Raw genomic sequence first — 26,833 nt, 5'->3', positions numbered from 1 at the left:
ATATTTTTCTACGTAATTTTCGAATATTTCAAAAAGACTAGCATTTACTAGTCTATATGTTTCATATATTCTTTTTGGCCGAAGAAGAAATAAATAGCGCATGCCAAAAGATAAAACATAATTACAACACATACTTTTTGAAATGAGCCTTCCATAAAAACTGTCCTATGGAACGTATATAACGCAACCGCACTATGCATACTCCCTACTACAATAGGCGAAAAGAATAACATGCTTAATTGCCAACGAGAAATTTTCCATACTTCTTGCTTCGTCATTCCAATTTTAGAGAGGGATTGATATTGCTTACGGTCCGATGAAATATTATGAAACCATTTAAAATATACAATGCTACATGATGCGAGAAAGAATAATATGCTAATAAACGAACCGACAAATAAAGTAAATTCTCCAACTTCCTTCATATTCACATACAATTCCATATTATTTCGGAATGCACCATCCTGATTTTTTTTCATATGTTTACGTAAATCTTCGTTTAAGTTCTTTGTATTTTCAATATTATTTAATGTGTAACCTCGATATATAATTTTTTCAGAATCAGGAATTGTGTTTGCTATACTATTAAAATCTTGATCATTCATGACGAAAAATATTCCATTCATTTGAGTGATATGATTGTTAAATAGCATTCCTTCTTTTTGTCCGTTAAATGTATACTCTAACGTTTGTCCAAACACATTTAATTGAATCTTTTTCTTATTATATAAAACTGGTCCATTATACTTATTATAATAAACAAGGGTAACGGTTCCTCTTTGTGGATGATAACTCTTCTGTCCTTGCTCTTTTGCCTCTTTACTATAATCACTCGCTCTTATTATAGTTGCCTCTGTATTTTCCCTATTATTAGACTGAAATGTTGTTTGTAATCCTACAAAATTCGTATAGCGGAATTTATGAAACCCATATTTATGTAATAAATTTTCAATGGTACCTTTATCAAAAGTCTCATGAGATTTAACCCCTTTTTCTATATATGAAAACGATTGTGCTCCTCCTCCGCGCCACATCTCTTCCATACCTGAAAAATATAAGAACACCGTCCCCGTTACTGTAACAACAACCGTCGTTGCCATAGATAAAAGGAAAAAGAAACGGCCATTTTCCTTCATTCGATGTGATAGTTGATTTACTATAAACAAATACGGATACGTATACATTATTTTTTTATTTCGCTTTATCATTTCTAATATTTGTGTAGCACCGTGTGTAAATGAAAAGTATGTTCCAACAGAGATTAATATAACAACTGGAATAAAGTATAATCCCATCGTTAACATCGTCGTTTGGAGAGCTAAACTATACCCAATCACTAAACAGAAAAATCCAAATAAACAAAGCCATTTTGAGATTTTCGCTTCCCTTTTATCCATTCGAAATTCTTTTAATAGACGAATCACTTTTATATTCCATATACGCAAAGCACTTACAAATGATAAAACGAAAAAGACGCTTGTATATGTAATAAACGTTATAAAAATAGCTTTTATATCAAAAATAAGAGTTAATTCTTTTGGAAGTCTAAGTAGCATACTAAATACCATGAAAAAGAGCTTTAAAAATATCATGCCAAGTCCAATACCGAAAACGTTAGCAAAAAGCCCAATCAACATTTGTTCGGTCATTATCATGCCAATTAAATTAGACTTCGTCGCCCCCATTAACATATATAATCCTAATTCTTTTTTACGTGCCTCTATAAAAATAGAAGTGGAATACAAAATAAATACAATAAAGAAGCAAATAATAATGACATTACATATAGTGAGTCCCCATCGTACGTTTTGATACCACATCGTTTCTTGCATATAAGGATGTACAATTACTGACATATACGCATAAGAAGCAAATATAGCAAAACAACTACTCAAGAAAAATACTTTATAACTACGCCAATTTCCTCTTATATTTTGTATTGCTAATTGCCGAACATTCATCTACATGCCCCCTGTAACTTGTTACACACGTAAAAAGCTAGAGGTTCCCCTAGCTTTTTACGTGTTTTAAATATCCTCTTTGTGCAATTGCAAAGTAAATTGCCGAAGCTAACATATATGCTCCAATAACAATCGCACCTGATTTCCATAAATCTATATAAAGCATTTTCCCTAATGTATGAAGAGCAAATCCGCTATGAATAGCACCAATAACAATTGGGATAAAGAAGATAACTCCCATTTGACGAATTGCAATTTTACGAATTTCTTTATCTGTCATTCCAATTCGCTTTAATGATTTAAATTGAATACGATCTTGTTCTTTATCGTTAAACCATTTAAAGTATGTCAGGCTGCAAGCGAAGAAGAAAAACAGTACCGCTACGAAGAAACCGATGAACATTGTGATTGCACCTTGTTCCTTTATCGCTTTATACATAAGAACGGAATTATGGAAATTCTCTTGTTGTTCTGGTGCAATTTCCTTTTTCAAATCTAGCACAAGATCTTCTGTACTTTTCCAATCTTCAATATAATAACCATAATATTTCATCTTTTTTTCATCCGGTACGAGCTTTGCGTATTTTTCAAAATCTTGATCATTCACAATAAGATATTCGTCATCATTAAAAATAGAATATGAAGTTGGTTCATTTAACTGAACAGACTGTTTTTGCCCATTAATTGTAATTTCATAGGGTTTCGTACGGTCTATCTTCACCATATCATTTGTCATATCACTCATGACCATCGTCGCACTACCTGGTGTGTTATGAACTTCTCTAACTTCTTCCCTCTTTTGTTTGCGTACTTCCGCATTATATTCTTTTTCTGAAATAATCGTCGTTGGTACTTCATGTTCACTGTTAAAAAACGTTACTTTCTGCGTTGCAGGCAGTTTTACGTAGGCTACTTTTCGCACATCTTCAAACCCATGCTTTTTTAATAATCCTTGTACTTTTTCTTCACTAATAATGTTATGCGTATTTACTCCCTTTTCCTCATATGAAATAGCATGTGGCGTTTGAGCTACCGTTTTATAACTCATATCTTCAAAGAATACATATAGCGTACCAATTGCCGAAGAAACAATCGCTGTAATAATTGAAATAACAAAGAGAAAGCGAGCATTATCTTTCATTTTATAAATAAGATTGCTAAGTACAAACATATTTGGATATGTATAATATGATTTTTTTCGTTTCTGTAACGCCTTTAATATGACAGTGCTACCTTGTGTAAATAGTAAGTACGTTCCCCCAATTGTAAGTCCTACAATCGGTAAAAATAACATAAGGAAATTCATAATTGTAACTTGGAAACAAAGTACATATGCAGCAATGATACATCCTACACCAGCTACACATAACCATGTAAATGCAAAAGGCTCTACTTTTTGTTTTCTTGCCTCTCTTAATAAATCAATAATTTGTAAACGTGCAATCGTCCAAAGACCAAATAATGATAGGATGAAAAAGAGAACGAAATATACACCAGCTGTAATGAAAACTGCTTTTCCATTCCATACGAGCGGAAGTGTTTTATCAATGCCAAGTAATACACTTAACGCTTGGAAGAAAAGTTTTGAGCCAAGCATACCAAGTGCAATCCCTATTATAATTGCGATTACCCCTAGGATCATTTGCTCTAAAACAATCATGCGGCCAATCTGAGCTTTCGTACCACCAATTAACGTTAATAAACCAAATTCTTTTTTTCGTGCTCGTAAAAATGTTGCATTAGCATATAAAATAAACAGTGCCGAAAAGATGACAATGATATAGTTCATTGATTCCAGCCCTTTTGTAACCATAGCCTTCATGCTAATATTTCCGCTCACTACATCTGGATGATAAATGAAGGAAGCATACATGAAAAATACTACAATCGATAAACAACTACTAATAAGAAAGGCTTTATAATTACGCCAATTTCCTTTTACATTATTAAGCGCGAGCTGGCGAAAGTTCATGATATTCTCCTCCTAGCATCGCAAGTACATCCAAAATTTCTTGGAAAAAGGCTTGCTTTGTTTTTCCTTTATGAATCTCCGAGAAAATTTCTCCATCACGGATAAAGAGAATACGTTCACAGTAACTAGCCGCTACTGGATCATGCGTTACCATTGCAATTGTCACTTTCTTTTGTTCATGTAAATCTTGCAGAGCACCCATTAATGATTTTGCTGATTTAGAATCTAAGTTTCCTGTCGGCTCATCTGCTAAAATTAATGTAGGTTCGTGAATAATGGCACGTGCAGCTGCGGCACGTTGTTGCTGTCCACCTGATACTTCATACACTTTTTTGTTTAAAATACCTTCGATGTTTAAAAATTTCGCAATTTCTAGTACTTTCGTATCAATTTCATTTACAGATTTCTTCGCCATAACAAGTGGCAAAATAATATTTTCTTTAATAGATAGCGTATCAAGTAAGTTAAAGTCTTGGAAAATGAATCCTAAATGCGTACGGCGAAATTCTGCTAGTTTTGCAGCACGCATTTGACTAATTTCTTCACCATTTACATAAACATGTCCTGATGTTTGTTTATCAATTGTTGCTAATAAATTCAAAAGCGTTGTTTTCCCGCTTCCTGACGGACCCATAATTCCTATAAATTCGCCTTCTTCAATTTTAAAGTTTATATCGTTTAAAGCGGTCGTTGCCACTGAACCTTTTGATTGATACACCTTCGTTAACCCTTTTACTTCAAGAACACTCATTTCTAATCCCCCTATGCGTTTTCTTCTTACATTTACTATAAAAAAAACGAGAAAAAGAAACGAGTGATTTCCCTTACAAAACCATTTGTTATCTTACAATTTTGTCATTTTTCTCGTCAAAGCATGATATTCTTCGTCTTTTGCAAATTGGAATGTAAATGTTGTGCCTTCCCCTTCAGTCGATTGTGCCTCAATTCCGTGATGAAGATTATCACAAATCTCCTTTGTAATATATAATCCTATTCCTGTTGCTTCCCTCGTTTTTCGGCCATTTATCCCAGTAAAGAACGGATCAAATACACGCTTTACATCTTGCTTCGGGATACCAATTCCATTATCACGAATATGTAATAAAATTTTCTGATCCTTCTCTTCTATTTGAAACTGAATTTCTTTTTTATCTGCTTGAGAGATTTTTGTATACTTTATTGCATTCACAACAATTTGACTAATTGCGATATTAATCCACTTTCTGTCAGATGCAACCATACAAGTATCCTCTTCAAACATCAATTTCGGATATACAGAAGATTGAATAAAAGACTTTCGATTTTGATTAATAATATCTCGAACAACATCTATGACATTTACTACTTCTACTTTATAATCTTTCGCAAACTGCTCTAACCTCGCCATATGCAATGCTAAATCTAAACCATTTAAAATACGGTTATTTTCTTCTCGTATACTTTCAACCGTTTCCCTTGCTTCACGGTGCGCTTTTCCAAATTTCTGCAACAATAATTCAATAACTGATACTGGTGTTTTCATTTGATGAATCCATTGGTTCATAAAGATCATTTGCTGCTGTTCTTTCGCATGCTGCTTATGAACTTCATTCATATATTGCTGTCTCAGCAAAGTGAATGCTTCTACAATCATTTCTTGTTCCGATGTATAAGAAGCATCAATGAGTAAAGAGTCATGTAACGTATGTCCGCCAATGATATATTGTTCTATTCTCTTTAAAAACACACTTCGTTTTCGATAATCATACACGAGGTATGAAATAAACACGACCGTCCCTAATAAAAGTCCATATAGCCACGTACTCCAATCAAGTGGACGCTTTTCTAAAAGACTTTGTAACTGTAATACGAGTCCAAATAAGCAAAGGCTTACAACATAAGAAAGGATTAAAGGAAAACGACCCACGAGGTAACTTTTAAGCTTCATGTCCTTCTCCCCACTCTGTAAGAAGCGCATAACCGTACCCACGTTTTGTGACAATTGCATTTTTAATTCCAAGTTCCTCTAGTTTCTTCCTCACTCGTTTTACGTTCACAGTTAATGTATTATCATCAACAAAAGCTACTTCATCCCATAACGCCTCTAAGAGTTCTTCACGTGTTACATATTGATTCGCCTGCTTCATTAAACACTCTAGTAAATAAAACTCATTTTTTGTAAGCTCTATTTGCTGCCCTTTCCACTCTACTGTATGTTGTGATGGGAATAGTAATAATCCACTCACGCCCACGCAATCACTTTCTGTCGATGAAGCATATTCACCATATCCACGGCGCAGGGCACTTTTTACTTTTGCCATTACAATATCTAAATGGAATGGCTTTGTAATATAATCGTCCCCGCCATTTTCAATTGCCATAACTTGATCCATTTCTCCTGTTCGTGCAGAGACGAAAATAATCGGTGCGTTAGATACTGTTCGAATTTGACGACACCAATAAAAGCCATCAAAGTACGGTAAATTAATATCGAGTAAAACTAAATGCGGATTCACTTTCACAAACTCATCTTTTATATGGCGTAAATCTGTCGCTCGAAATGATTGATAGCCATACTTCTCTAAATGCTCTTCTAATATTTCTGCAATTTTTTCGTCATCTTCTACAATTAATATTTTATACATGCTCTCTTTCTCCCCTTGTATCTTACTGCGGAGTGACTATTTCTTTGATTCTTCTGACATCTAAAATCAATATACCCTTCTTACAAATTACACTCCTTTCTCCATTATAAAAAAGACTGCCGTATTTTGGCAGTCTTAATCGATAAATTCGAATTCATATTCAAGAATTTTTACAATGTCGCCGTCTTTTGCACCGCGTGCACGAAGAGCTTCATCAATACCCATTCCACGCATTTGACGAGCAAAACGACGTACAGATTCATCACGCGAGAAGTCTGTCATCTTGAATGTTTTCTCAATGTCATAACCAGAAATGACAAATGTACCGTCACTTTCACGTGTAATTTCGAATTTAACACCTTCAGTCTCAAATTTGTACATTACACTTGCTTCAGATTCGTCTACAACATCATGTACTGGGAATTCCGGTGTTGTTTCTAATAAGTTTGCTACTTCAAATAATAGATCACGAACACCTTGTTTTGTTACTGCTGAGATTGGGAATATTTTTACTTCTTCTCCCACTTTCTCTTTAAATGCTTGTAAGTTTTCTTCTGCATCTGGCATATCCATTTTGTTCGCAACAACAACCTGTGGACGCTCTGTTAAACGCAGATTGTATTCTTTTAATTCATTATTAATCGTTACATAATCCTCATATGGATCACGGCCTTCTAAACCAGACATATCAATCACATGCACGATAACACGTGTGCGTTCGATATGACGTAAGAATTGGTGTCCAAGTCCAACGCCGGCATGTGCTCCTTCAATAAGTCCAGGAAGGTCAGCCATAACGAAGCTGCGGTTATCACCAGTTTCAACAACACCAAGGTTTGGAACGATTGTTGTAAAGTGATATTCAGCAATTTTCGGACGCGCTGATGATACAACGGATAATAATGTTGATTTACCTACGCTTGGGAATCCAACAAGTCCAACATCCGCTAATACTTTTAATTCTAAGATTACATCACGTTCTTGACCCGGTTCCCCGTTCTCAGCGATTTCTGGCGCTGGGTTTGTAGCTGTTGCAAAACGTGAGTTACCACGGCCACCGCGGCCACCTCTTGCAATAACAGCTGATTGCTCATGCGTTACTAAGTCAGCAAGAATTTGACCAGTTGCTTCATCTTTTACAACTGTTCCTGGTGGAACTTTTACGATTAAATCGTCAGCTTTACGGCCATGTTGCCCTTTGCTCATTCCATGTTGACCACGATCAGCCTTGAAATGACGTTGGTAGCGGAAGTCCATTAATGTACGTAAGCCTTCGTCAACAACGAAAACAACATCTGCACCTTTACCGCCATCGCCACCTGCTGGGCCACCTTTTGGAACGTACTTTTCACGACGGTATGCAACCATTCCGTTTCCACCGTCGCCGCCTTTTACATATATCTTGACCTGATCTACAAACATTATTTCACCACACTTTTTTCGATTGGTTGTAATATAACCGAGACTTCATCGTCTCGCACTGTATAAGAAATGGAATACCATTCATTGTTTTGGTTTGACAGCCACATTTGTAGTTCTTCTACATTCGTTAGCTTGCCACGAAAATCAAAAAAGAAACGAGCATTCTCCGCGTCACATTCAATTGTGATACAAACATAATTTTCAACATAAACGTCTAAACTATGTTGAAGCATTGAGAAAAATCCATTCGTCCATGTACACACTTCTTCATCGAAATGAGATAAGTTATGTAGTTCTCCTAATACTTCGTACTCCAATAAGCACGGTTGCTGTTTCCAGTTATATGTTAAAATCCATTCTGAAAATAAAGGCATCGATAACCCCATCAGATTGGATTCTTGTCTCGCTTCTTGGACAAAACGATCGATGAGCTCATGAATCTCTTCCACTTTTCCAAGTGAAAGGTTTCCTTTAATCATCTGCATACGATTGAGCCAATCATGTCTAGAATGGCGCAACGCATCTATAATTGTCCATTTTTCTTTCATTTAGATACCCCTTAATATAGAAAAACTCTAACCTGCACCCAGGTTAGAGTTTTCCGTGAGTTTCTTATGCTTCTTGAGCAACAGGATATACGCTCACTTGTTTGCGGTCACGGCCAAGACGCTCGAAGCGTACTACGCCGTCAACTTTCGCGTATAAAGTGTCATCGCCACCACGACCAACGTTAACACCTGGATAAATTTTTGTACCGCGTTGACGGTAAAGAATTGAACCACCTGAAACCATTTGACCATCTGCGCGTTTAGCACCAAGACGTTTTGACTGAGAGTCACGACCGTTCTTTGTACTACCTACACCTTTCTTAGATGCGAAAAACTGAAGATCTAATCTTAACATACGTTACACCTCCTGCACTTTTTCTATTAAACGGATATACTTTCCGTAATCAAGTTCGATCGTCTTAAGCGAAACAACCAATCCTTCTAAAAGCGTTTGTGCTTTTTCCATCGTATGAGCGTCTAAATCATTAGGCAATTCATACGTTAAGAATCCGCCATCACTTCCGAGTTCAATAGTTGCCTGCACATTACAAAGTACTTCCACTGCATTTATAGATCCGAACACAACCGCTGTTGTTGCAGCACAGACAAGATCTTGTCCATGCGGTGCATAATCGGCATGTCCAGTCATTCTAAATGATTGGATACTTCCTAATTTCGTGCGACTTATCGTAATTTTAATCATCTTAACCAGAATTAAGCGTTGATTGCTTCAACTACTAGCTTAGTGTAAGGTTGACGATGACCTTGTTTCTTACGATTGTTCTTTTTCGCTTTGTATTTGAAAACGATGATTTTCTTAGCGCGACCGTGTTTTTCAACTTTCGCAGTAACTGTTGCACCTTCTACAACTGGGCTACCAACTTTCACGTTTTCGCCACCAACGAAAAGAACTTTGTCAAAAGTAACAGTTTCACCAGCTTCAACATCTAATTTTTCAATGTAGATTTCTTGACCAGCTTCAACTTTGATTTGTTTTCCACCTGTTTCGATAATTGCGTACATACTTGCACCTCCTCATAATTACTAAGACTCGCCAACACGAGGTAGACATGAACTGCCTTTTAGAAACCTGTCTTGTGCGGTTGTAGCATATAGCCGTTTAGGTGCTATAAACTATAACATAGAGATGTTACCATGAAACATGGACGATTGTCAATAAATGTTCTGCTAACTATTTTTTTCGATTCATCATTTCGTGCTTCGTTCCAAATCGAATAATCGCATACTTCTCAGCTTCTTCATCTGTAAAATAAATTTGAAACGGTATATTTTTTTGTAATTCTTTATGTGAAAATGCTTTTTGTACTTCTTTCGGTGCTGCGATTAGCACTGCTTCATCTTCTACATGACTATATGTAATAAGCTCTCTTTCTAGCTCATATGCGATTGTTTCATTAGAAATGATATACCCTGTCGTTTTGCACTGTGAACAATCTTCTAGTAATACATCACGCAGCGAGTGTTTTTTGCGCTTACGTGTCATTTCTAAAATACCTAGTTCGGTAAATCCAAGTACTCTCGTATAGGTACGGTCCCCTTGTAAAGCCGTAATTAAGCTCTCTCTTATTTTCTCCTTATCAGCCTGTTTTTTCATATTAATGAAATCAATTAATATCATACCCCCAATATCACGAAGCCTTAACTGGCGAGCAATTTCTTCGGCAGCCATTTCATTTGTTCGTACTACTGTATCCTGTAAGTTTTGTTTCCCGGTAAATTTACCAGTGTTCACATCGATTATTGTCATCGTCTCCATTTGTTCGATAATTAAATACGAACCGTTCTGTAACCATACGATTTTTTGCAGTGCTTTTTCAATTTCTCGCTCTACGCCAAAATGACTGAACATAGAAGCCTTTTCACTGTAGAATGACACCTTTTCTTTTCCTACTTTATCTTCCAATTCCTTTACGATACTTCTCGTATCTACAATTACTTTTTCTACCGATTCAATAGGATTCTCTTGAAATACACGATCTAAAAAAGTTGCTGGGCGATGGAGAAGTATCGGGGCCTTTCCTTGCCCCTCTTTTCTTTTTAAATCTTCAAATAGCTCTTGAAAATGTTGCATTTCAGCTTGTATTTCATCAATTGCACCTTTTTCACATGCTGAACGAAAAATATATCCTCCCGTTCCTTCTACTTGAATTTCAAGTAATTGTTGCCTTTTCTTATGACTTTTTATTTTCCGGGAAACAGCACGCATTTCATCATATGGCATATAAACGACATATTTCCCGGTAAATTCCACATTCGCTGTTAGCTTCGGTCCTTTTGTATCAATCGCTTCTTTTACCACTTGCACGAGCAATGCTTGTCCTTCATGTACTCGATATGACGCTGGCACATCATCATATGAAAGGTAAGCATGTTTTTCTAAACCGATGTTTACAAATGCTGCGTTCATCCCAGCAATCGTTCGCACAACACGTCCAACATAAATGTGTCCAACAATTTCTTGATCTTCATTCCGTTGCCATAAAAGCTCAACAATCTTTTGTTTTTCTTCTATAGCCACTCTCTTTTCAGAACCCGTATAATTGATGTATAACGTCTTCAAAATACCTTCCTCACTTTTCAGTTTCTTTTCTTCCTACAATATAAAAGGTTAGTGTCATCGTCAACACTAACCAATTAACTCTTCCACAGATGAGGTTGTTCGTTTTTCAGTGAAGTACGCGTATAGCAATTCATTTTCATCTAATGTATAGTGCTCTTTATATTTACCATGAACAATAATGGAATGTTTATACCCCCTGCGGAACTTTGTGAAAATCGTATATAACCGATCATCTGTTTTCACCTCAATGGGAGCAATCTTTTCAATACCTCGCTTGTTTCCATAATAACGTTCTAGTAAAAAACGCATAAATGCATAACGCCGCTGCTTCCATTCTTGATATAACGAAAGGGCTAAAAAAAGAAGAAGCACCCACATCATAATATTATTACTATTCCAAAGTAGCTGCCATCCCAATATCACACTAAAAAAAACACATGATATTTTCATCATTTTCTCATGTGCTTGTAAATAAGGAAATCGATGTGATAACACATTAAATAAAACTTTCCCGCCATCCAGTGGCCAAATCGGCAACAAATTAAACCCTAAAATGATGAAATTGTTCCACACAAAAAAATGATACAGGTCATCATTAACCCATCCTGCTCGATATAAAATATATGCCATTCCAATCATCCATACATGTTGAATCGGCCCTGCCATCACAACGACTAATTCTTCTTTTAACGGCTTATTCCCATGTTCCTCAAGCTCCGCCACACCACCAAATGGCAAGAGTTGTATTTGCTTGATGCGCCAGTTATAATGGGCCGCTGCGAATGCATGCCCAAGTTCATGAATCAATACAATGGAAAATAAAAGTAATAATTCTTTAAAACGTGCCGTAAAAATCCCAATGGTTATAATCCCCCAGAACAATGGATGTATCGTAATTTTTGACAGTACTTCGCTATATTTAGTCAAATGAAATCACCTGAATCGGGTCGATAAATTTTTCATTCTTTTTGATTGCAAAATAAAATTTACCATTCTTATGATCCATATCACTACCGACTGTTCCAACTTTTTGCTTCTTTGAAACGTAATCATATAACTTCACTGATGTTTCATTTAAATTTCCATACCATGATTCCGTACCATCCGCATGTTGAATTTCAACTGTATTTCCAAGCCCGTCTTTCTTGCCAGCAAAAATAACAACTCCTTCATTCACTGATTCAACAGTTGCATCCGCAGCTGTTTGTACAAATACGCCTTGCCCATTTTTCTGAAAGCCTTGCATGACTTTCCCAGAGGCTGGAACTGCATAATCTTTTTGTTCTGCCCCTTGCTTCTTTTTACTCGTAGACAAAAATACAAGTGGCTTTCCAAATTGATCCTCATACCATTTTGACACTGCCGCAAACTGAAATTCTTCCTGCATCACTTTCGTTACAGCAGTTCGCGCTCCATTAAGAGGGGCGGGCGCATTTTTAAATAAAATGGCTACTGAAAGAACCAGTATGGCGGATAGTAAAACCTTAAATAAAAAGACTTCCTTACGAAAAAGGGGATGAATCTCCTTTTCACCTTCTTCAATGAATATCGTTTCCCCATCAAAATTTTCTCCAGAGAAATATTGTTCTTCCTCTAGCCTCTCTTGTTCTTCTTTTCTCTTCGCAATCCGTTTTCGAATTTCCTCTACCCGTCTATTCTTCATACTGTCCCCTTCCTTTTTTCACCTTTTATTCAATTAACAAATCAAGTGAAACTTCAAAGTAGACACCGTTATCTATTTGCGTAACTTTATACAGTTTGTACATATGTATGAGCCCTAACAGGAAGATATTCATGAGAAGAAAAAAGAAAGCACTCCGCATATATGCGAAGTGCTTCTAACGAATTCCAAAGAAATTTTTCATCTTTGTAAATACGGATACTTTCTCTCGTTCAAACGCTTGTAATGGTACATTTTCACCTAACAAGCGTCTTGCAATATTTCGATAAGCTAACGCTGCTTTTCCAGTTGGCTGCAATGCTACAGGCTCCCCTGTATTTGTAGCACGAATAACTTCATCATCATCTTCGACAATTCCAAGTAGTTCAATCGAAAGTGTACGTACAATCTCATCTACATCAAGCATATCTTGCTCATGTAACATATGACTACGCACACGGTTAATGACAAGTTTTGGTGGTTCAATATCTTCTTTTTCTAAAAGCCCGATAATACGATCCGCATCGCGCATAGAAGATACTTCAGGTGTCGTTACAACAATTGCTTTATCCGCACCTGCTACTGCATTTTTAAATCCCTGCTCAATACCTGCAGGACAATCAATTAATATGTAATCATAATCTTGACGTAATAGTTGTATTAACTCATCCATTTGTTCAGGTGTTACCGCGGATTTATCACTCGTTTGTGCTGCAGGTAATAAATAAAGCTCATCAAAGCGCTTATCTTTAATGAGAGCCTGAGGTAAACGACAACGACCTTCGACGACATCAACAAGATCAAATACAATACGATTTTCTAGCCCCATTACTACGTCTAAATTTCTTAGACCAATATCCGTGTCAATTAAACATACCTTTTTCCCGGATAATGCCAAGGCTGTACCAATGTTTGCAGACGTTGTAGTTTTGCCTACCCCGCCTTTTCCAGATGTAATTACTATTGCCTCTCCCACAGCTATACAATTCCCCTTTCTAACTTTGTTAAATTAGGTCTAAGATGAGTGAGAAGTTGCAGGCGATCGACAACAATGTGATTGTTCTCATTAATATACGCACATTCTGCCGTCTCTGCTCCGTCTTCTTTCTCTTCCGGAGCCCGCATTGTCACATCACTAATTCGAAGTTGCATTGGATTCATAACAGATGCCGCAATTACAGCATCTGTATCTCCATAATATCCAGCATGTGCAATTCCTCGTAATGTTCCAATGACAAAAATATTCCCCCCAGCGATAACCGTTCCGCCTGGATTAACATCTCCAATTAATAATAGATTCCCTTTTACATGCAAAACTTGACCCGAGCGAACAATTTTGGAAATAGGGACAATTTCTGTTTCTTCTTTCCAAGCTATAGCCTCAGCTTTTGTTATAACATCACTCTCAATAGAATCCACAACAAGATTTTTCTTATTGCGAATTAAGGTACGAATTTCTTCTTGTTGCACCTCTGTCAAATAGCGATTTCCTACTTTAACATACACTTCAATTAATGAGCGCTCATCACCATCGTAATAATGGGTTGAAAGTTTCTCATCCAGTTCTTGCAACAATTCAGTAAATAAACAGCAATCATCTAAATGAAGTGTTAGTCCATCTTTTGTCCCCTTTATTGTTACATTCTGTTGCTTTTTTTCTTCCACTAAAGTTCACCCCACCGATTCAATTCGACATAAAATCAGAAAATCCTTTTTTCTTTTTCTTCCATCGCTTTTGAAAGACGCACAAGATATCGTCTCAGTGGGAAACAAACTATCAATAAGAAAATTCCATTTAGCAATAAAGTAGCGAGGAGACGATCTGTGAAAAAGATATGCGCTGGTACGTGAATACGTCCTAATAACGTTAAGAATCCATATACATAATACTCTAATGCTGCAATACCCGTTAATACGATAAAAGAAACAATAAATAAGTTCAATTGCAAGACTCTCATCGCACTATAAACAAGATACGCTAAAATCGGATAAGCAAATATATATACACCAACAAGTTCTGTGTACACCGTATCAAATAAAAAACCGAATAATAGTCCATAGTAAATGCCTTGAAGGGGACTGTAATAAACGGTAATGAAACATAGAACAATGATAAGGAAATGCGGCGCTGCTATGCTACCCTTCCAAAATAATTCTGTCGGAACTACAGTCGAAAACATATTTTCAAATAAAAAAACAAAAAGGAGCAGAAGAGGAAGAACCGCCCTTTTTAAAATAGTCGTCATCTCTTCTCCCCCTTATTGTTCTAACGGTGCTGAAGGCATAGTTCGTTTTGCAACCATAATATGATTTACATCATTTAAATCCGCAGCAGGTTCTACATAAGCTGTTTGTGTTAATCCGTATGCATCTGGTTGAACATCTACAATTTTCCCAATCACTAAACCTTTCGGGAAAATATCACCAAGTCCAGATGTTACAACCATCTGACCTTTTTCTACTTGTACATTAGATGAAATCTTTGTGAAAAGAAGTAATTGTTTTTCTTTGTCATAGCCTTCAATTAATCCAAAGATGCTATCTTCTTTTCCTTGTACAACAGCAGAAATACGGTTTGTACGATTCATGGAGCTTAACAACTCTACTGTTGACGTAAATTGAGATACACTTTTCACACGCCCAATTAAGCCTTTTGGAGTCATAACAGCCATATCTTTCTTAATACCTTGTTGTGCTCCCTTATCAATTCCAACTAAATCGTACCATTTATCTGGATTACGAGAGACAACAGTAGCTTGAATTTCTTGGTGAGCATCAAGTGAATCTTTTATACCAACTTGCTCTTTTAATTCCTTGTTCTCTTTTTTTAAATTTTCTACGTTTGCTGATAACGTCGCATAATTATCTAATTTTTCTTTTAACTGTTTATTTTCTTCATACGTGCGCTTTACATCTTCTACATTCTCAAAGAATCCGGCAACATAATTCGCTGGCTTTTGGAATACACGTTCTACAACACCGACAGTATCTTTTACAAACTGCTCTGGCCATGTTAAACTCTTCCGTTCTTTCAATGAGATTCCAATCAATGCCACGAGAAGAATAATACTAACTAACAAAACAATTAATCTTTTGTTTAAGAAAAACTGTGGCACGTTCACACCCTCTTAATTTCATTGTTTTTTATTTCGGAATATTAACGAGCAGTTTTGAAAAGGTCAATATTATCTAACGCTTTACCTGTTCCAATTGCTACGCAATCCAATGGATTTTCTGCAACAAGAACTGGCATTTTTGTTTCATCACTAATTACTTTGTCCAAGTTGCGAAGTAATGCACCACCACCTGTTAATACAATACCACGGTCCATAATGTCCGCTGCTAACTCAGGTGGAGTTTTTTCTAATGTGTTTTTAACAGATTCTACGATTGCATCTACTGTATCTTTTAATGCTTCTGCAATCTCTTCTGGTTTAATTAATACTGTTTTTGGTAAACCACTTACTAAATCACGACCACGGATTTCCATTGGTTCAACACCTTCTGGTTCCCCAGCAGATCCAATTTCCATTTTTAAAGCTTCCGCTGTTCTTTCCCCGATCATTAAGTTGTAGTTTTTCTTAATGTACTGAATGATTGAATCATCCATATCATCACCAGCAACACGAACAGATTGACTTGTTACAATCCCACCTAATGAAATGATTGCAACTTCTGTTGTACCACCGCCAATATCAACAACCATACTACCAGTTGGCTCCCAAACCGGTAAGTTTGCACCAATTGCTGCTGCAAATGGCTCTTCAATTGGGTATGCATCACGCGCGCCAGCTTGACGAGTTGCATCAATTACTGCACGTCTTTCTACGGCTGTAATACCAGATGGAACACATACCATTACATAAGGCTTACGAGAGAAAAATCCATTTGATTTTTGCGCCTGTTGAATATAATATTTCATCATTGTTGCTGTTGTTTCATAATCAGCAATTACGCCGTCTTTCATAGGGCGAAGAGCCACTACGTTTCCTGGTGTACGACCAATCATTTGTTTCGCATCGCTACCAACTGCAACGATTTGTTTTGAATCAGTTTGCAGTGCTACAACTGAAGGTTCGCGTAAAACAACACCTTTTCCTTTCACATATACAAGCGTATTCGCTGTTCCTAAGTCTATTCCAAGATCACGAGTAAAACCACCAATTCCAAACATGTCATCTATCTTCCTTTCTCATTTTCACGGACTCATTTTCTTACTTTATATTTATAATAAAACAGTACGTTTTTATATTTTTTATCCTTTATTGTAGATGATTGTCTACAAAAAACTCATAAATCACATTATAAAACAAAATAAGTAAAAAGAATAGTCTTAAATATGACCTTTTTCTTTCAAACTCACGAATTTATGGTCGCCTATAATGATATGATCAAGAACTTCAATTCCAATAATCTTACCGCATTCCACTAACCGTTTTGTTACTTCAATATCTTCGCGGCTTGGCGTCGGATCTCCTGAAGGGTGATTATGCAGACAGATAATAGAGGCTGCTGCGCGGCGAAAGGCTTCCTTGAACACCTCGCGAGGATGTACAATTGAGGCATTTAAGCTTCCAATAAAAACTGTATGCCGATGCATCACTTGATTCTTCGTATTTAGATATAAACAAACGAAATGCTCCTGTTGCAAAAAGCGCATCTCTTCCATCATATACCTAGCACAATCTTCTGGACTTCGAATGCTATATCTATTTTGATACTCTAGGCGCACCATTCTTCGTCCTAGTTCGAAAGCAGCAATAAGCTGAGATGCTTTTGCGATCCCCACACCATGGATACTTGTCATCTCCTCTATTGTAGCATCTTTTAACATTCGTAATCCGTCAAAATGGCACAAAATTTTGCCTGCTAATGTTAGAACCGATTCTTCCTTAGAACCAGTTCTAAGCAACACTGCAAGAAGTTCCCGATTCGATAAATTGCTTGCTCCCTCTAATAATAAACGCTCCCGTGGCTGTTCCTCTTTCAAAACATCACGAATACCGTTCATATCTTCACTCCTTTTTCAATTTGTCGCAAAGAAAACCCCATGCAATTTCACGCATGGGATGCATCGCTATCAAACTGTTTCAATTCACGAACAAGACGCGCAATTGGTAAACCTACTACACTGTAATAATCTCCTTGAATATGGTGAACAAAGATAGAACCTTTCCCTTGAATACCATAACTTCCAGCCTTATCAAGCGGTTCTTTCGTTGCAATATACGCATCAATCTCTTCTTCCGTTAACTCCCAAAACGTAACTTCTGTGCGCTCATAAAATGTGACCGTTTTTTCTTTTGAAATGAGTGCAACACCTGTATATACTTCATGTGTCTTTCCTGATAAGAGCTGCAACATTCTCTTCGCTTCCGCTTCATCGTTAGGCTTTCCAAGAATACGCGATTCATATGTAACAATTGTATCTGCCCCTAATACCACACTATCTTCGTGATTTTCTGCTACAGCAGACGCTTTTTGCAAAGAAAGTGACATCACAATATCAGAAGGTGACGAATATGCACCGATTGTTTCTTCTATTTCACTTACGACAATTTCAAACGGGACGTTTGCTAGTTCAAGCAGTTCCTTACGGCGTGGTGATCCAGAAGCTAAAATAAGTTTTTTCATGTTTTCTCCTTTCTTTCTTACATGTAACAGAATCATATAACTTGATCGTATCAAATGAATATTTTCCCCACAAATTGTAAAAATATCATTTTCTTTTTAGGAAATAAAAGTTTTCGTTTTTATACGACTATATTCTGTACATAAAGAAAGCACTTTGATCTAGTATAAAACCGAAAGAAAGGAAAGAAGTTTACACACTTCTTCCCTCTTCATTTTATTATCCTATTATTTCGCTTTTTGTGAAACTATTTTTTCATATGAAAGTAAACTATCAATAACAACTTGATTTAATTTTGCTACTGCCTCCTTATCACCCTTCCCTTCTTTAATCGTTTGTACCGCTATGGATGCATACGTATATAATTTTTTCACGTCCTCACGCTTCATTGCTTTTCCTTCTTTTTCAATTGTCTTCCATTCCTTTTCTATCGCATCTATTTCTTTTTGATCACCTTTTCCCCCTGCCTGTACACTGGATGCATATTTTACAAAATGAGTACATAAGGACTGTAACTTGTTTAAAAAGGAGCCAAATTCCTTATCATTTTTTAGCAATGCTTTATCGGTAATCTCCCAGCTCTTTTTCAAAACAGAGATGCCATCTTTCTTATACTGTTCCATTAATTTATCTACAGATTGTTCATCACTAGCAATAGCCACAACAAGTGAATACTTATCACCATTCGATTTTAAAGCTGCTGCGCCACCATTCTCTTTCCACTCTTGAATGGCAGCCTGTCCTTTTTCTTCAGAGGAATATAGACCTCCTTGAACAAAAAATAGCGTGATTGGCGCTAAAGCTGCCGCATTTCCTGTCTTTGACTTCTCTTTCTTCTTCTCCTCAGTTCCTACTTCCTTCGTTTCTGTTCCACTCGGCTGCGGAGAAGCTGTTACCGTCGCTTCTTCAGTTCTCCCTTCCCCCGTTAATAAATGAAGCATGCTCATTCCGAGCATCGTGCCAATAATAATCGCAGCTGCAACTGTAAAGATAAGAGCATTGCTCCATTTTTTTTGATATTGTTTGATAGAGGATATCTTTGTTTTCTGAAACGGGACTACATTTTGCGGAGTTTCACTATCGACTGCCATCCAATCAAACTCATCTTTTTCCTTCTTCTTTTCTTCATACTTCGCTTCTGTTCCGTTTACCTTAACCGAGATTGTTCGTGATTGCTTGTCCATACGCTCACACCTCACCTCTTATCGTTGTCCGCATCATATCATATTCATTTCATAAAAAACCGAGATATTTGTCAGAGGGATTCGTCAAATTCTCCCATATAGTTATCCTATATCTATGCATTCGTCTTCATTTGTAGAACAAAAAAACTAGGACAGCAGTTGCTGTCCTAGTTTTTCTCAAGAATATATTTTCGAACTTCTGAAATGAAATAAAGAGAACCTGTTATGATGAAAGCATCACTTTCTTGAAGATGATTCATCTTCGTATCAATGGCTTCTTTCCAATTCTCAAAAACTTGTTTTGTTTCCTTACTTGAATGAGTCGCAAGCTCTTCAGCAGAAATCGCACGATCAAACGTAAATGTTGTAAAAACCATTTCATCTGCAATTGTTTCTAATTGTCCTACCATGTTGTTTAGCTGTTTATCACCAAGGGCAGTAAATAAAACAATAACGTTTTTATCGTTATAATGATCCTTCACTGTTTTTACAAGACTCGTAATTCCTTCTGGATTATGAGCGCCATCTATAATGACATCAGGATTACTTTGCAACTTTTCAAATCGTCCAATCCAATACGCTTCACTTAATCCTGTGCGAATATGCTCCTCTTCCAGTAAGAATGACAAATATGTTTTAAGATACATAACTGCCATTAATGCTAATGCTGCATTGCCTACCTGATGACTTCCTTTCATCGAAATCCGAACTTCCTCAAACGAAGCAAACGGACAAGAAAAATCAAAGTGCTCTCCATCTGCATCCGAACGCTGACGCATCGCTGTAAATTGTTTTCCAAGCTCATACAAGCTTGCACTCTTTTCTTTGGCAACCTTTTTGATAACCTCAAGTGCTTCTTCATCCTGTACTCCGGTAATAACAGGAACGCCCGATTTAATAATCCCTGCTTTTTCGTACGCAATTTCCCCTAGCGTATTTCCTAGAATATGCATATGATCATGGCCGATATTTGTAATTATTGTTAGAACCGGATGAATGACATTTGTAGAATCAAAACGACCGCCGAGACCAGTTTCAAATAAGACAATGTCGCAGAAGTTTACTTTACCGAAATAGCAAATTGCCATTACTGTAATAATTTCAAACTCCGTTGCTTCTCCTAAATCTGTTTCATCTAATTTTTCTACAACTGGTTTTACCATATTTACAAGCTTAGTAATTTCTTCATCTGCAATCGGTGTACCGTTAACGCTAATTCGTTCATTAAATGTTTCAATGTATGGAGACGTAAATGTTCCAACTTTATAGTTTTCAGCTTGCAGCATATAACGCATATACGTTAAAGTTGAACCTTTTCCATTTGTACCTGCAAGATGCACACATTTTATATGACGCTCGGGATTTCCAAGTTCCTCTAGCATCCACTGCATTCTTTCTAATCCTGGTTTAATACCAAACTTTAATCGGCTATGAATCCAGCCGATTGCTTCTTCGTATGTATGTACCACGCGTGCTATTCCCCTTTCAAAAAAACAACTTTCTTCACTCTATTATACGCAAAGAAAAGAGACTCACCAATATGGCAAGTCTCTTAAAAATAATTTTTATTTTTGAAGATCAGCTAGACGTTGACGAACTGCTTCGCGTTTTTCTAGGTAATCTTGCTCTTTTGCACGCTCTCCGTCAATAACTGCTGCAGGAGCTTTCGCTACGAATCCTTGATTTGAAAGTTTCTTCTGTACACGTTCTACTTCTTTATCGAACTTCTCAAGTTCTTTTTCAAGACGTGCTTTCTCTTCATCAAGATTGATAAGATCAGCTAACGGTAAGAATAACTCTGCACCTGATACGATTGCAGTCATCGCTTTTTCTGGCGCTTGTAAATCAGTCTTAATTGTTAATTCACTTGGATTACAGAAACGCTCAATGTAAGAGCTATTTTTCGTAAGCTGCGTCAGTACCGCTTCATCTTTTGCTTTAATTTGCATTTGAACTTTTTTGCTCATTGGCGTATTTACTTCTGCACGGATGTTACGAACAGAGCGAATGATATCAACTAGAAGGTGCATTTCTGCTGCCGCCTCTTTATCTTGTAAATCTTCGCGAACTGTTGGCCATGCAGCTACCGTAATAGATTCGCCTTCATGTGGTAAATGCTGCCAAATCTTCTCTGTTACGAATGGCATGAATGGGTGTAATAGACGCATCGTTTGGTCTAGTACGTAAGCTAAAATAGAACGCGTTGTTTTCTTAGCTGCTTCATCTTCACCGTATAGTGGAAGCTTCGCCATTTCGATGTACCAGTCACAGAAATCATCCCAAATGAAGTTGTATAATGAACGACCAGCTTCACCGAACTCATATTTATCCATGTTACGTGTTACACTTTCAATCGTTTCATTTAAACGAGTTAAAATCCACTTATCAGCAACTGATTTTTCACCAGTTAAATCGATTTCTTCATATTTCATGTCATCCATGTTCATTAATACGAAGCGTGATGCATTCCAAATTTTATTAATGAAGTTCCAAGTAGATTCTACTTTCTCCATGCTGAAACGTAAATCTTGACCTGGTGCACTTCCTGTTGATAAGAAGTAGCGCATTGCATCTGCACCATACTTCTCGATAACATCCATCGGATCAATACCGTTACCAAGAGATTTACTCATTTTACGTCCTTGCTCATCACGAACTAAACCGTGAATTAATACATCTTTAAATGGACGCTCTCCTGTAAACTCTAAACCTTGGAAAATCATACGAGATACCCAGAAGAAGATAATGTCATAACCAGTTACTAAAGCATCTGTTGAATAGTAACGTTTAAAGTCTGCTGCATCTTCATTTGGCCAACCAAGTGTTGAGAACGGCCATAGCGCTGAACTGAACCATGTATCAAGTACGTCGTTATCTTGATTCCAGTTTTCAATATCCGCTGGTGCTTCTGTACCTACGTACACTTCACCAGTTTCTTTATGGTACCAAGCTGGAATGCGGTGTCCCCACCATAACTGACGAGAAATACACCAATCATGAATGTTTTCCATCCAACGTAAGTACGTGTTTTCAAAACGATCTGGTACGAACGTTACTTTCTCTTCTTCTTTTTGTTGAAGTTCTACTGCTTTTTCTGCAAGTGGAGCCATTTTTACAAACCATTGTGTTGATAAGTAAGGCTCAACAACTGCACCGCTACGCTCACTATGACCTACTGCATGCATATGAGGCTCGATTTCTACTAATACGCCAGCTTCTTGTAAATCTTTCACTAACGCTTTACGGCATTCAAAACGATCCATACCGTTATACTTACCAGCCTTTTCGTTCATCGTTCCATCTTCGTTCATTACTAAAATACGTGGTAAGTCATGACGGTTACCTACTTCAAAGTCATTCGGGTCATGAGCTGGTGTAATTTTTACAACGCCTGTTCCGAAATCTTTTTCTACGTATTCATCAGCAATAATCGGAATCTCACGGCCTACGATTGGCAGTGTAACTGTTTTTCCTATTAGATGTTTGTAACGATCATCTTCTGGATGTACTGCTACTGCTGTATCACCAAGCATCGTTTCTGGACGAGTTGTTGCAAGACGAATGTGACCAGAGCCATCTGTTAATGGGTAGTTCATATGGTAGAATGCACCTTGAACATCTTTATGAATTACTTCAATATCAGAAAGAGCCGTGCGTGTTGCTGGGTCCCAGTTAATAATATATTCACCGCGGTAAATTAAGCCTTTTTCGTACAATTGAACGAATACTTTATTAACCGCATCAGATAAACCTTCATCTAATGTGAAACGTTCGCGAGAATAGTCTAGTCCTAAACCAACTTTCCCCCATTGTTGACGAATGTGAGAAGCGTACTCTTCTTTCCATTCCCAAGCTTTTTCAAGGAACTTCTCACGGCCAAGATCGTAACGTGAAATACCTTCTTCACGAAGTTTTCCTTCTACTTTCGCTTGCGTTGCGATACCAGCATGGTCCATTCCTGGAAGCCATAATACATCGTAACCTTGCATACGCTTTGTACGAGTTAAAATATCTTGAAGCGTCGTATCCCAAGCATGACCTAAGTGCAACTTACCAGTTACGTTTGGCGGTGGGATTACGATTGTATAAGGTTGTTTCTTTTCATCTCCTGTTGCTTCGAAATATTTGCCCTCAAGCCACCATTTATAACGGCCTTCTTCAACGGACATATGATCATATTTAGTTGGTAAATTCTTTTCCGTGTTTGACATTACTTTCCCTCCTTCAAAATAAAAAATGCCCCTCATCCAAAAAGGACGAGGGACATCGCGGTACCACCTTTATTTACAAACAAATTCAAAATTTGCTTATACTCTTAATTTGATAACGGACAAATCCGTCTTTTCCTAATGAGAATGACTCCGTTCAGAAAAGATGCTCCAGGGCTACCTTCTAACATGACTATCTAGAGAATCTCCCAGCTAATAATTCTCCTCTCTGAAGACGTTTAATGTTATACTCTTCCCCTTCAATGCATTTATATAATTGTTATTTATTATATACAATAGTGTAAAAAACGAAACCATATTCGTCAAGATAAAAATATTTTTCGACTTACATCTAGAATGATTACATTCTATTTTCAATCAGCTTAACCAGTTTTTTATAATATATGCAAGAAACTAAAAAATGCAACACAAGCACCTTGGGTACTTATCCTGCATACTGTAATATTACCTTCACCTTTCCTATATGACAATAAAGCAGTTACACTTCCTATACGGGGGAATCATTATGCGACGATATCGACGCACCTACAATTTTTCTGCCCCTTCATGGGCCAGAAATTTGCAAACAATGTTTTCTGATTTTGCAATCCCACTTACTATTTTCCAAGGGATTCGCACTTTACTATTTCCAACCTTTTTAGATTTCATCATCCTTATTATTTTTGTTGTAGCCACAATCCGCTTACATTTTCAGCCGTAGCCTCAAAGAACCTTGAGACTACGGCTGTTATCCGTTTCCTTGCTGCGCAGCTTGTAATTGTGAAATAAAATACTCTACGTTACTTACAAGCCAATGTGATTGCTGTAACATTTTCACACCATGCAGTTCTTTCTGTTTATTACGAACTTGTTGTGCGCTTGTATAAGAATGAATTTGTCGAATAAATGGGGAGGGATACGTTAAATAAGCGAACATTAAGAGCTGCTCTTCTTTTGTAAATGGAAAATTCTTTTGGTATGCTTGATACCATTCAAAGCGATCGCTTCTCGCAATTGGATATGTGTTCAAAGAGCGGGAATAAAAGCTAACAATATCTTGCACAGGTGTTGCGAACTGGGATCTTTCTAAACTAATAAAATAACCATTCCGTTCATAGTCAAATAAAAAATGATTGAGTGATACATTTCCATGCACAAAAGAAACGCGCGTTTTCTCTTTCTCTTTCATCGCTTCATACCACTCAGTCAGTTGTTTTGTTGCAAAATCACGTGCCCTCATGACATGATGAAAATACGTACAATATTGTAATTCAAACGGAGACATGTACCACTTCGCCTCAGATTCTACAAGAAATTGCTCTAACGTCTCTCCCTCCCTCTCCCAGCGCTCTGATATATTCGTATAATGACCCTCCAAAGCTTCTTCTGTATATGTTTCTTCTTTTATCGTTTTTTGGTGGAGCATCGCTAATGTCTGAAACATTTTATGATATTGGTCATTGTCCTCCCCATGCCCTTCCGCTCGCTCAAGCCAAGGCATTAAATAATAACTATATGTTCCATCACTTAAAATATAATTTCCGTCCGTCGCATGATAAATAGGTACATAATTTGAAAATCCTTTTTCTTTTAAATATTGAATATGATGCATGAAATTATTCCGCTCTAATCTTTTATCTGGTAATTTCTTTAATGCATATGGACCTTGATTCGTATAAATTTTCATTACATTTCCGTGTTCTTCCATATGCTGGGTGTCCAGTTGATATCGTCTGACGATTGGTTCATAGCGATTTCGTAATTCTATATCCATACGACTGATCCTTTCTCATTCAAAAAATACAAATAAAGCAAAACTTAAATCACCCTTCACAAACAGTAAAATGAAAGAAAAGCGGTGAGTGAAGAAAATTCTTCACTCACTTTACCTTCGCTTTTGAAACAGGTATATATATAACCTGCCCTGCGGTTAAATAAATGTCATCCGTTTGGTTGATGCGGTGTAAGTGCTGTACAGACGTTTCATAACGCTCTGCAACCGATTCAATTGTATCTCCTTCTTGCACGAAGTACATCCGTAACTTTGTGAACTCTTCCTGCGGCTCTTTTGTAAATAATTTCGTTAAATATAGTGCATTTTCATCTCTTTGTGAGTATGATGATTCTTCCTGTTCTTCTTTCACTTTCTCTACTTTCTCTTTCTTAAAACCCTTCCGGCCGAACAATTCAAATTGAGGTGTGACTTCTTGTTCTTTTTCCCGCTCTTCTTGTTCTGTTTCTTGTTCTGTTTCTTGTTCTGCTTCCTCTTCTAACCCCTGTTCTTTCCGCTCCTCTAATTGAAACGGTTCAAATGCATAATCTTCCCATCCATTTGATTCTGTGTGAAGCGTTACTTCTTCAGCCTCTACCGATGTTTTCTCCTCATCTACAGCTTTTATTTCCTGCTCTCTCTTAACTTCCGCATACTCAATTTCTACCTCTTCCATTTCATCTGGCACTCTCTCTTCATCACACAGGCCAGAGATGGATATATCCGCTAATAGTTGTAAACAGCCATTTTCTTTTAGCTCATAATCAAATTCCTCAATCGAAACATACAATTCTTCAATCTGTTTTACTCGATTTCGCGGAATCGAAATTTCTAGTGGAAAAGAATGGACGAGTTCGTTTACCCCGTCTTCTCTTGTTTCTACATAATCAATTGCTTTTGCGGGAGATAACTCCCTCAGTGAAAATTCAGAGTCATCTTGTCTAGCAACATATTCCCCTGTTAAATCTAACTGCCCTCTTACAATTACCTCATAATCAAGCTCTTCTATCTCAACGTCTGGATCTAACGAAATTGACAAAAGTTCTTCGACTTCCTGTCCGCTTTGGAACCAAACCGATTCTTTTAATGAAAAACGTAATGAATGATCTGTTGTCACTTCTTTTCCCCCTCCCAAACTGTATGTCATTACAGGTTTATGTGTCTGGGGGTCTTTTTATGAGTAAAAAATCAAACTATACATAGACGCTTCCTATCCATTTTTCATATATCGGCGCGTTGGCAATATACGACATAATAAAAAGGTTGTCAG

At 37.0% G+C, this 26,833-nt stretch carries 26 protein-coding genes and 2 other annotated features; of the genes, 1 reads left to right on the top strand and 25 read right to left on the bottom strand.

Annotation, left to right across the window (positions count from 1 at the left end; all coding sequences use genetic code 11):
• Window positions 1-47: 47 nt before the first annotated feature.
• The 23 genes from V7183_RS05780 to V7183_RS05670 all read right to left on the bottom strand — a co-directional run bounded on the left by V7183_RS05780 (window position 48) and on the right by V7183_RS05670 (window position 23,795).
• On the bottom strand, window positions 48-1,961 hold the full coding sequence (locus tag V7183_RS05780) for an ABC transporter permease (protein ID WP_335358958.1): 1,914 nt from the start codon (window positions 1,959-1,961) through the stop codon (window positions 48-50).
• 49 nt (window positions 1,962-2,010) lie between these two features.
• Window positions 2,011-3,933: an FtsX-like permease family protein gene (locus V7183_RS05775; protein WP_335358957.1), complete on the bottom strand. Its 1,923-nt coding sequence runs from the start codon at window positions 3,931-3,933 to the stop codon at window positions 2,011-2,013.
• Complete coding sequence (locus tag V7183_RS05770) at window positions 3,908-4,684, bottom strand: ABC transporter ATP-binding protein (RefSeq protein ID WP_335358956.1); 777 nt, start codon at window positions 4,682-4,684, stop codon at window positions 3,908-3,910. The genes V7183_RS05775 and V7183_RS05770 overlap by 26 nt, the downstream gene beginning before the upstream one ends.
• 93 nt (window positions 4,685-4,777) lie before the next feature.
• The gene (locus V7183_RS05765; RefSeq protein ID WP_335358955.1) at window positions 4,778-5,860 is read right to left on the bottom strand and encodes a HAMP domain-containing histidine kinase; all 1,083 of its coding nucleotides are present in this window, start codon (window positions 5,858-5,860) and stop codon (window positions 4,778-4,780) included.
• Window positions 5,850-6,557 (bottom strand): response regulator transcription factor, encoded by a 708-nt coding sequence (locus tag V7183_RS05760; RefSeq protein WP_335358954.1) that lies wholly within the window; start codon window positions 6,555-6,557, stop codon window positions 5,850-5,852. The genes V7183_RS05765 and V7183_RS05760 overlap by 11 nt, the downstream gene beginning before the upstream one ends.
• 135 nt (window positions 6,558-6,692) lie before the next feature.
• The gene (obgE, locus tag V7183_RS05755) at window positions 6,693-7,979 is read right to left on the bottom strand and encodes a GTPase ObgE (protein ID WP_097898096.1); all 1,287 of its coding nucleotides are present in this window, start codon (window positions 7,977-7,979) and stop codon (window positions 6,693-6,695) included.
• Complete coding sequence (locus V7183_RS05750; protein WP_335358953.1) at window positions 7,979-8,527, bottom strand: sporulation initiation phosphotransferase B; 549 nt, start codon at window positions 8,525-8,527, stop codon at window positions 7,979-7,981. The genes obgE and V7183_RS05750 overlap by 1 nt, the downstream gene beginning before the upstream one ends.
• A gap of 64 nt (window positions 8,528-8,591) precedes the next feature.
• Entirely contained in the window at window positions 8,592-8,882 is a 291-nt protein-coding gene (gene rpmA / locus V7183_RS05745) for a 50S ribosomal protein L27 (RefSeq protein ID WP_017150650.1), read from the bottom strand.
• Between the two features lie 3 nt (window positions 8,883-8,885).
• On the bottom strand, window positions 8,886-9,230 hold the full coding sequence (locus V7183_RS05740; RefSeq protein WP_097898098.1) for a ribosomal-processing cysteine protease Prp: 345 nt from the start codon (window positions 9,228-9,230) through the stop codon (window positions 8,886-8,888).
• Between the two features lie 11 nt (window positions 9,231-9,241).
• Complete coding sequence (rplU, locus tag V7183_RS05735; protein WP_000270908.1) at window positions 9,242-9,550, bottom strand: 50S ribosomal protein L21; 309 nt, start codon at window positions 9,548-9,550, stop codon at window positions 9,242-9,244.
• A gap of 14 nt (window positions 9,551-9,564) precedes the next feature.
• Window positions 9,565-9,642, bottom strand: a sequence feature (ribosomal protein L21 leader region).
• A 77-nt stretch (window positions 9,643-9,719) separates the two neighbouring features.
• Window positions 9,720-11,108 (bottom strand): Rne/Rng family ribonuclease, encoded by a 1,389-nt coding sequence (locus tag V7183_RS05730; RefSeq protein ID WP_335358952.1) that lies wholly within the window; start codon window positions 11,106-11,108, stop codon window positions 9,720-9,722.
• Between the two features lie 66 nt (window positions 11,109-11,174).
• Window positions 11,175-12,035 carry a M50 family metallopeptidase gene (locus V7183_RS05725; protein ID WP_097898100.1) on the bottom strand — a complete coding sequence of 287 codons (861 nt, stop codon included), beginning with the start codon at window positions 12,033-12,035 and terminating at the stop codon, window positions 11,175-11,177.
• Window positions 12,028-12,771 carry a M23 family metallopeptidase gene (locus V7183_RS05720; protein ID WP_097898101.1) on the bottom strand — a complete coding sequence of 248 codons (744 nt, stop codon included), beginning with the start codon at window positions 12,769-12,771 and terminating at the stop codon, window positions 12,028-12,030. The genes V7183_RS05725 and V7183_RS05720 overlap by 8 nt, the downstream gene beginning before the upstream one ends.
• 175 nt (window positions 12,772-12,946) lie before the next feature.
• Window positions 12,947-13,744 carry a septum site-determining protein MinD gene (gene minD / locus V7183_RS05715; RefSeq protein WP_097898102.1) on the bottom strand — a complete coding sequence of 266 codons (798 nt, stop codon included), beginning with the start codon at window positions 13,742-13,744 and terminating at the stop codon, window positions 12,947-12,949.
• A gap of 2 nt (window positions 13,745-13,746) precedes the next feature.
• Window positions 13,747-14,433 carry a septum site-determining protein MinC gene (minC, locus tag V7183_RS05710; protein ID WP_097898103.1) on the bottom strand — a complete coding sequence of 229 codons (687 nt, stop codon included), beginning with the start codon at window positions 14,431-14,433 and terminating at the stop codon, window positions 13,747-13,749.
• Between the two features lie 35 nt (window positions 14,434-14,468).
• The gene (mreD, locus tag V7183_RS05705) at window positions 14,469-15,014 is read right to left on the bottom strand and encodes a rod shape-determining protein MreD (RefSeq protein WP_097898104.1); all 546 of its coding nucleotides are present in this window, start codon (window positions 15,012-15,014) and stop codon (window positions 14,469-14,471) included.
• A gap of 12 nt (window positions 15,015-15,026) precedes the next feature.
• A complete protein-coding gene (mreC, locus tag V7183_RS05700) occupies window positions 15,027-15,884 on the bottom strand; it encodes a rod shape-determining protein MreC (protein WP_335358951.1) in 858 nt (285 codons plus the stop codon).
• Between the two features lie 41 nt (window positions 15,885-15,925).
• Complete coding sequence (gene mreB, locus V7183_RS05695; RefSeq protein WP_097898106.1) at window positions 15,926-16,942, bottom strand: cell shape-determining protein MreB; 1,017 nt, start codon at window positions 16,940-16,942, stop codon at window positions 15,926-15,928.
• Window positions 16,943-17,101: 159 nt separating this feature from the next.
• Window positions 17,102-17,779, bottom strand: a complete 678-nt coding sequence (radC, locus tag V7183_RS05690) for a RadC family protein (protein WP_097898107.1) — start codon at window positions 17,777-17,779, stop codon at window positions 17,102-17,104.
• A 47-nt stretch (window positions 17,780-17,826) separates the two neighbouring features.
• Window positions 17,827-18,402, bottom strand: a complete 576-nt coding sequence (locus tag V7183_RS05685) for a Maf family protein (RefSeq protein WP_335358950.1) — start codon at window positions 18,400-18,402, stop codon at window positions 17,827-17,829.
• 225 nt (window positions 18,403-18,627) lie between these two features.
• Window positions 18,628-19,584: a stage II sporulation protein B gene (locus V7183_RS05680; protein ID WP_335358949.1), complete on the bottom strand. Its 957-nt coding sequence runs from the start codon at window positions 19,582-19,584 to the stop codon at window positions 18,628-18,630.
• 167 nt (window positions 19,585-19,751) lie between these two features.
• A complete protein-coding gene (locus V7183_RS05675; protein ID WP_097898110.1) occupies window positions 19,752-21,053 on the bottom strand; it encodes a bifunctional folylpolyglutamate synthase/dihydrofolate synthase in 1,302 nt (433 codons plus the stop codon).
• 96 nt (window positions 21,054-21,149) lie between these two features.
• On the bottom strand, window positions 21,150-23,795 hold the full coding sequence (locus V7183_RS05670; RefSeq protein ID WP_097898111.1) for a valine--tRNA ligase: 2,646 nt from the start codon (window positions 23,793-23,795) through the stop codon (window positions 21,150-21,152).
• Between the two features lie 38 nt (window positions 23,796-23,833).
• Window positions 23,834-24,065 (bottom strand) — a binding site (T-box leader).
• Between the two features lie 253 nt (window positions 24,066-24,318).
• Between V7183_RS05670 and V7183_RS05665 the strand changes: the two genes are divergently transcribed.
• Window positions 24,319-24,513: a hypothetical protein gene (locus V7183_RS05665; protein ID WP_097898112.1), complete on the top strand. Its 195-nt coding sequence runs from the start codon at window positions 24,319-24,321 to the stop codon at window positions 24,511-24,513.
• Window positions 24,514-24,540: 27 nt separating this feature from the next.
• On the opposite strand, the gene ysxE is transcribed toward V7183_RS05665, so the two are convergent.
• Both ysxE and spoVID read right to left on the bottom strand, forming a co-directional pair.
• Window positions 24,541-25,566, bottom strand: a complete 1,026-nt coding sequence (ysxE, locus tag V7183_RS05660) for a spore coat protein YsxE (protein ID WP_097898113.1) — start codon at window positions 25,564-25,566, stop codon at window positions 24,541-24,543.
• Window positions 25,567-25,672: 106 nt separating this feature from the next.
• Window positions 25,673-26,710, bottom strand: a complete 1,038-nt coding sequence (spoVID, locus tag V7183_RS05655) for a stage VI sporulation protein D (protein ID WP_335358948.1) — start codon at window positions 26,708-26,710, stop codon at window positions 25,673-25,675.
• Window positions 26,711-26,833: the final 123 nt, after the last annotated feature.

It is taken from the genome of Bacillus sp. JJ1127 (genome assembly GCF_036965845.1).
GTDB lineage: Bacteria > Bacillota > Bacilli > Bacillales > Bacillaceae_G > Bacillus_A.
This window is presented reverse-complemented; position numbering and strand designations above follow the sequence as displayed.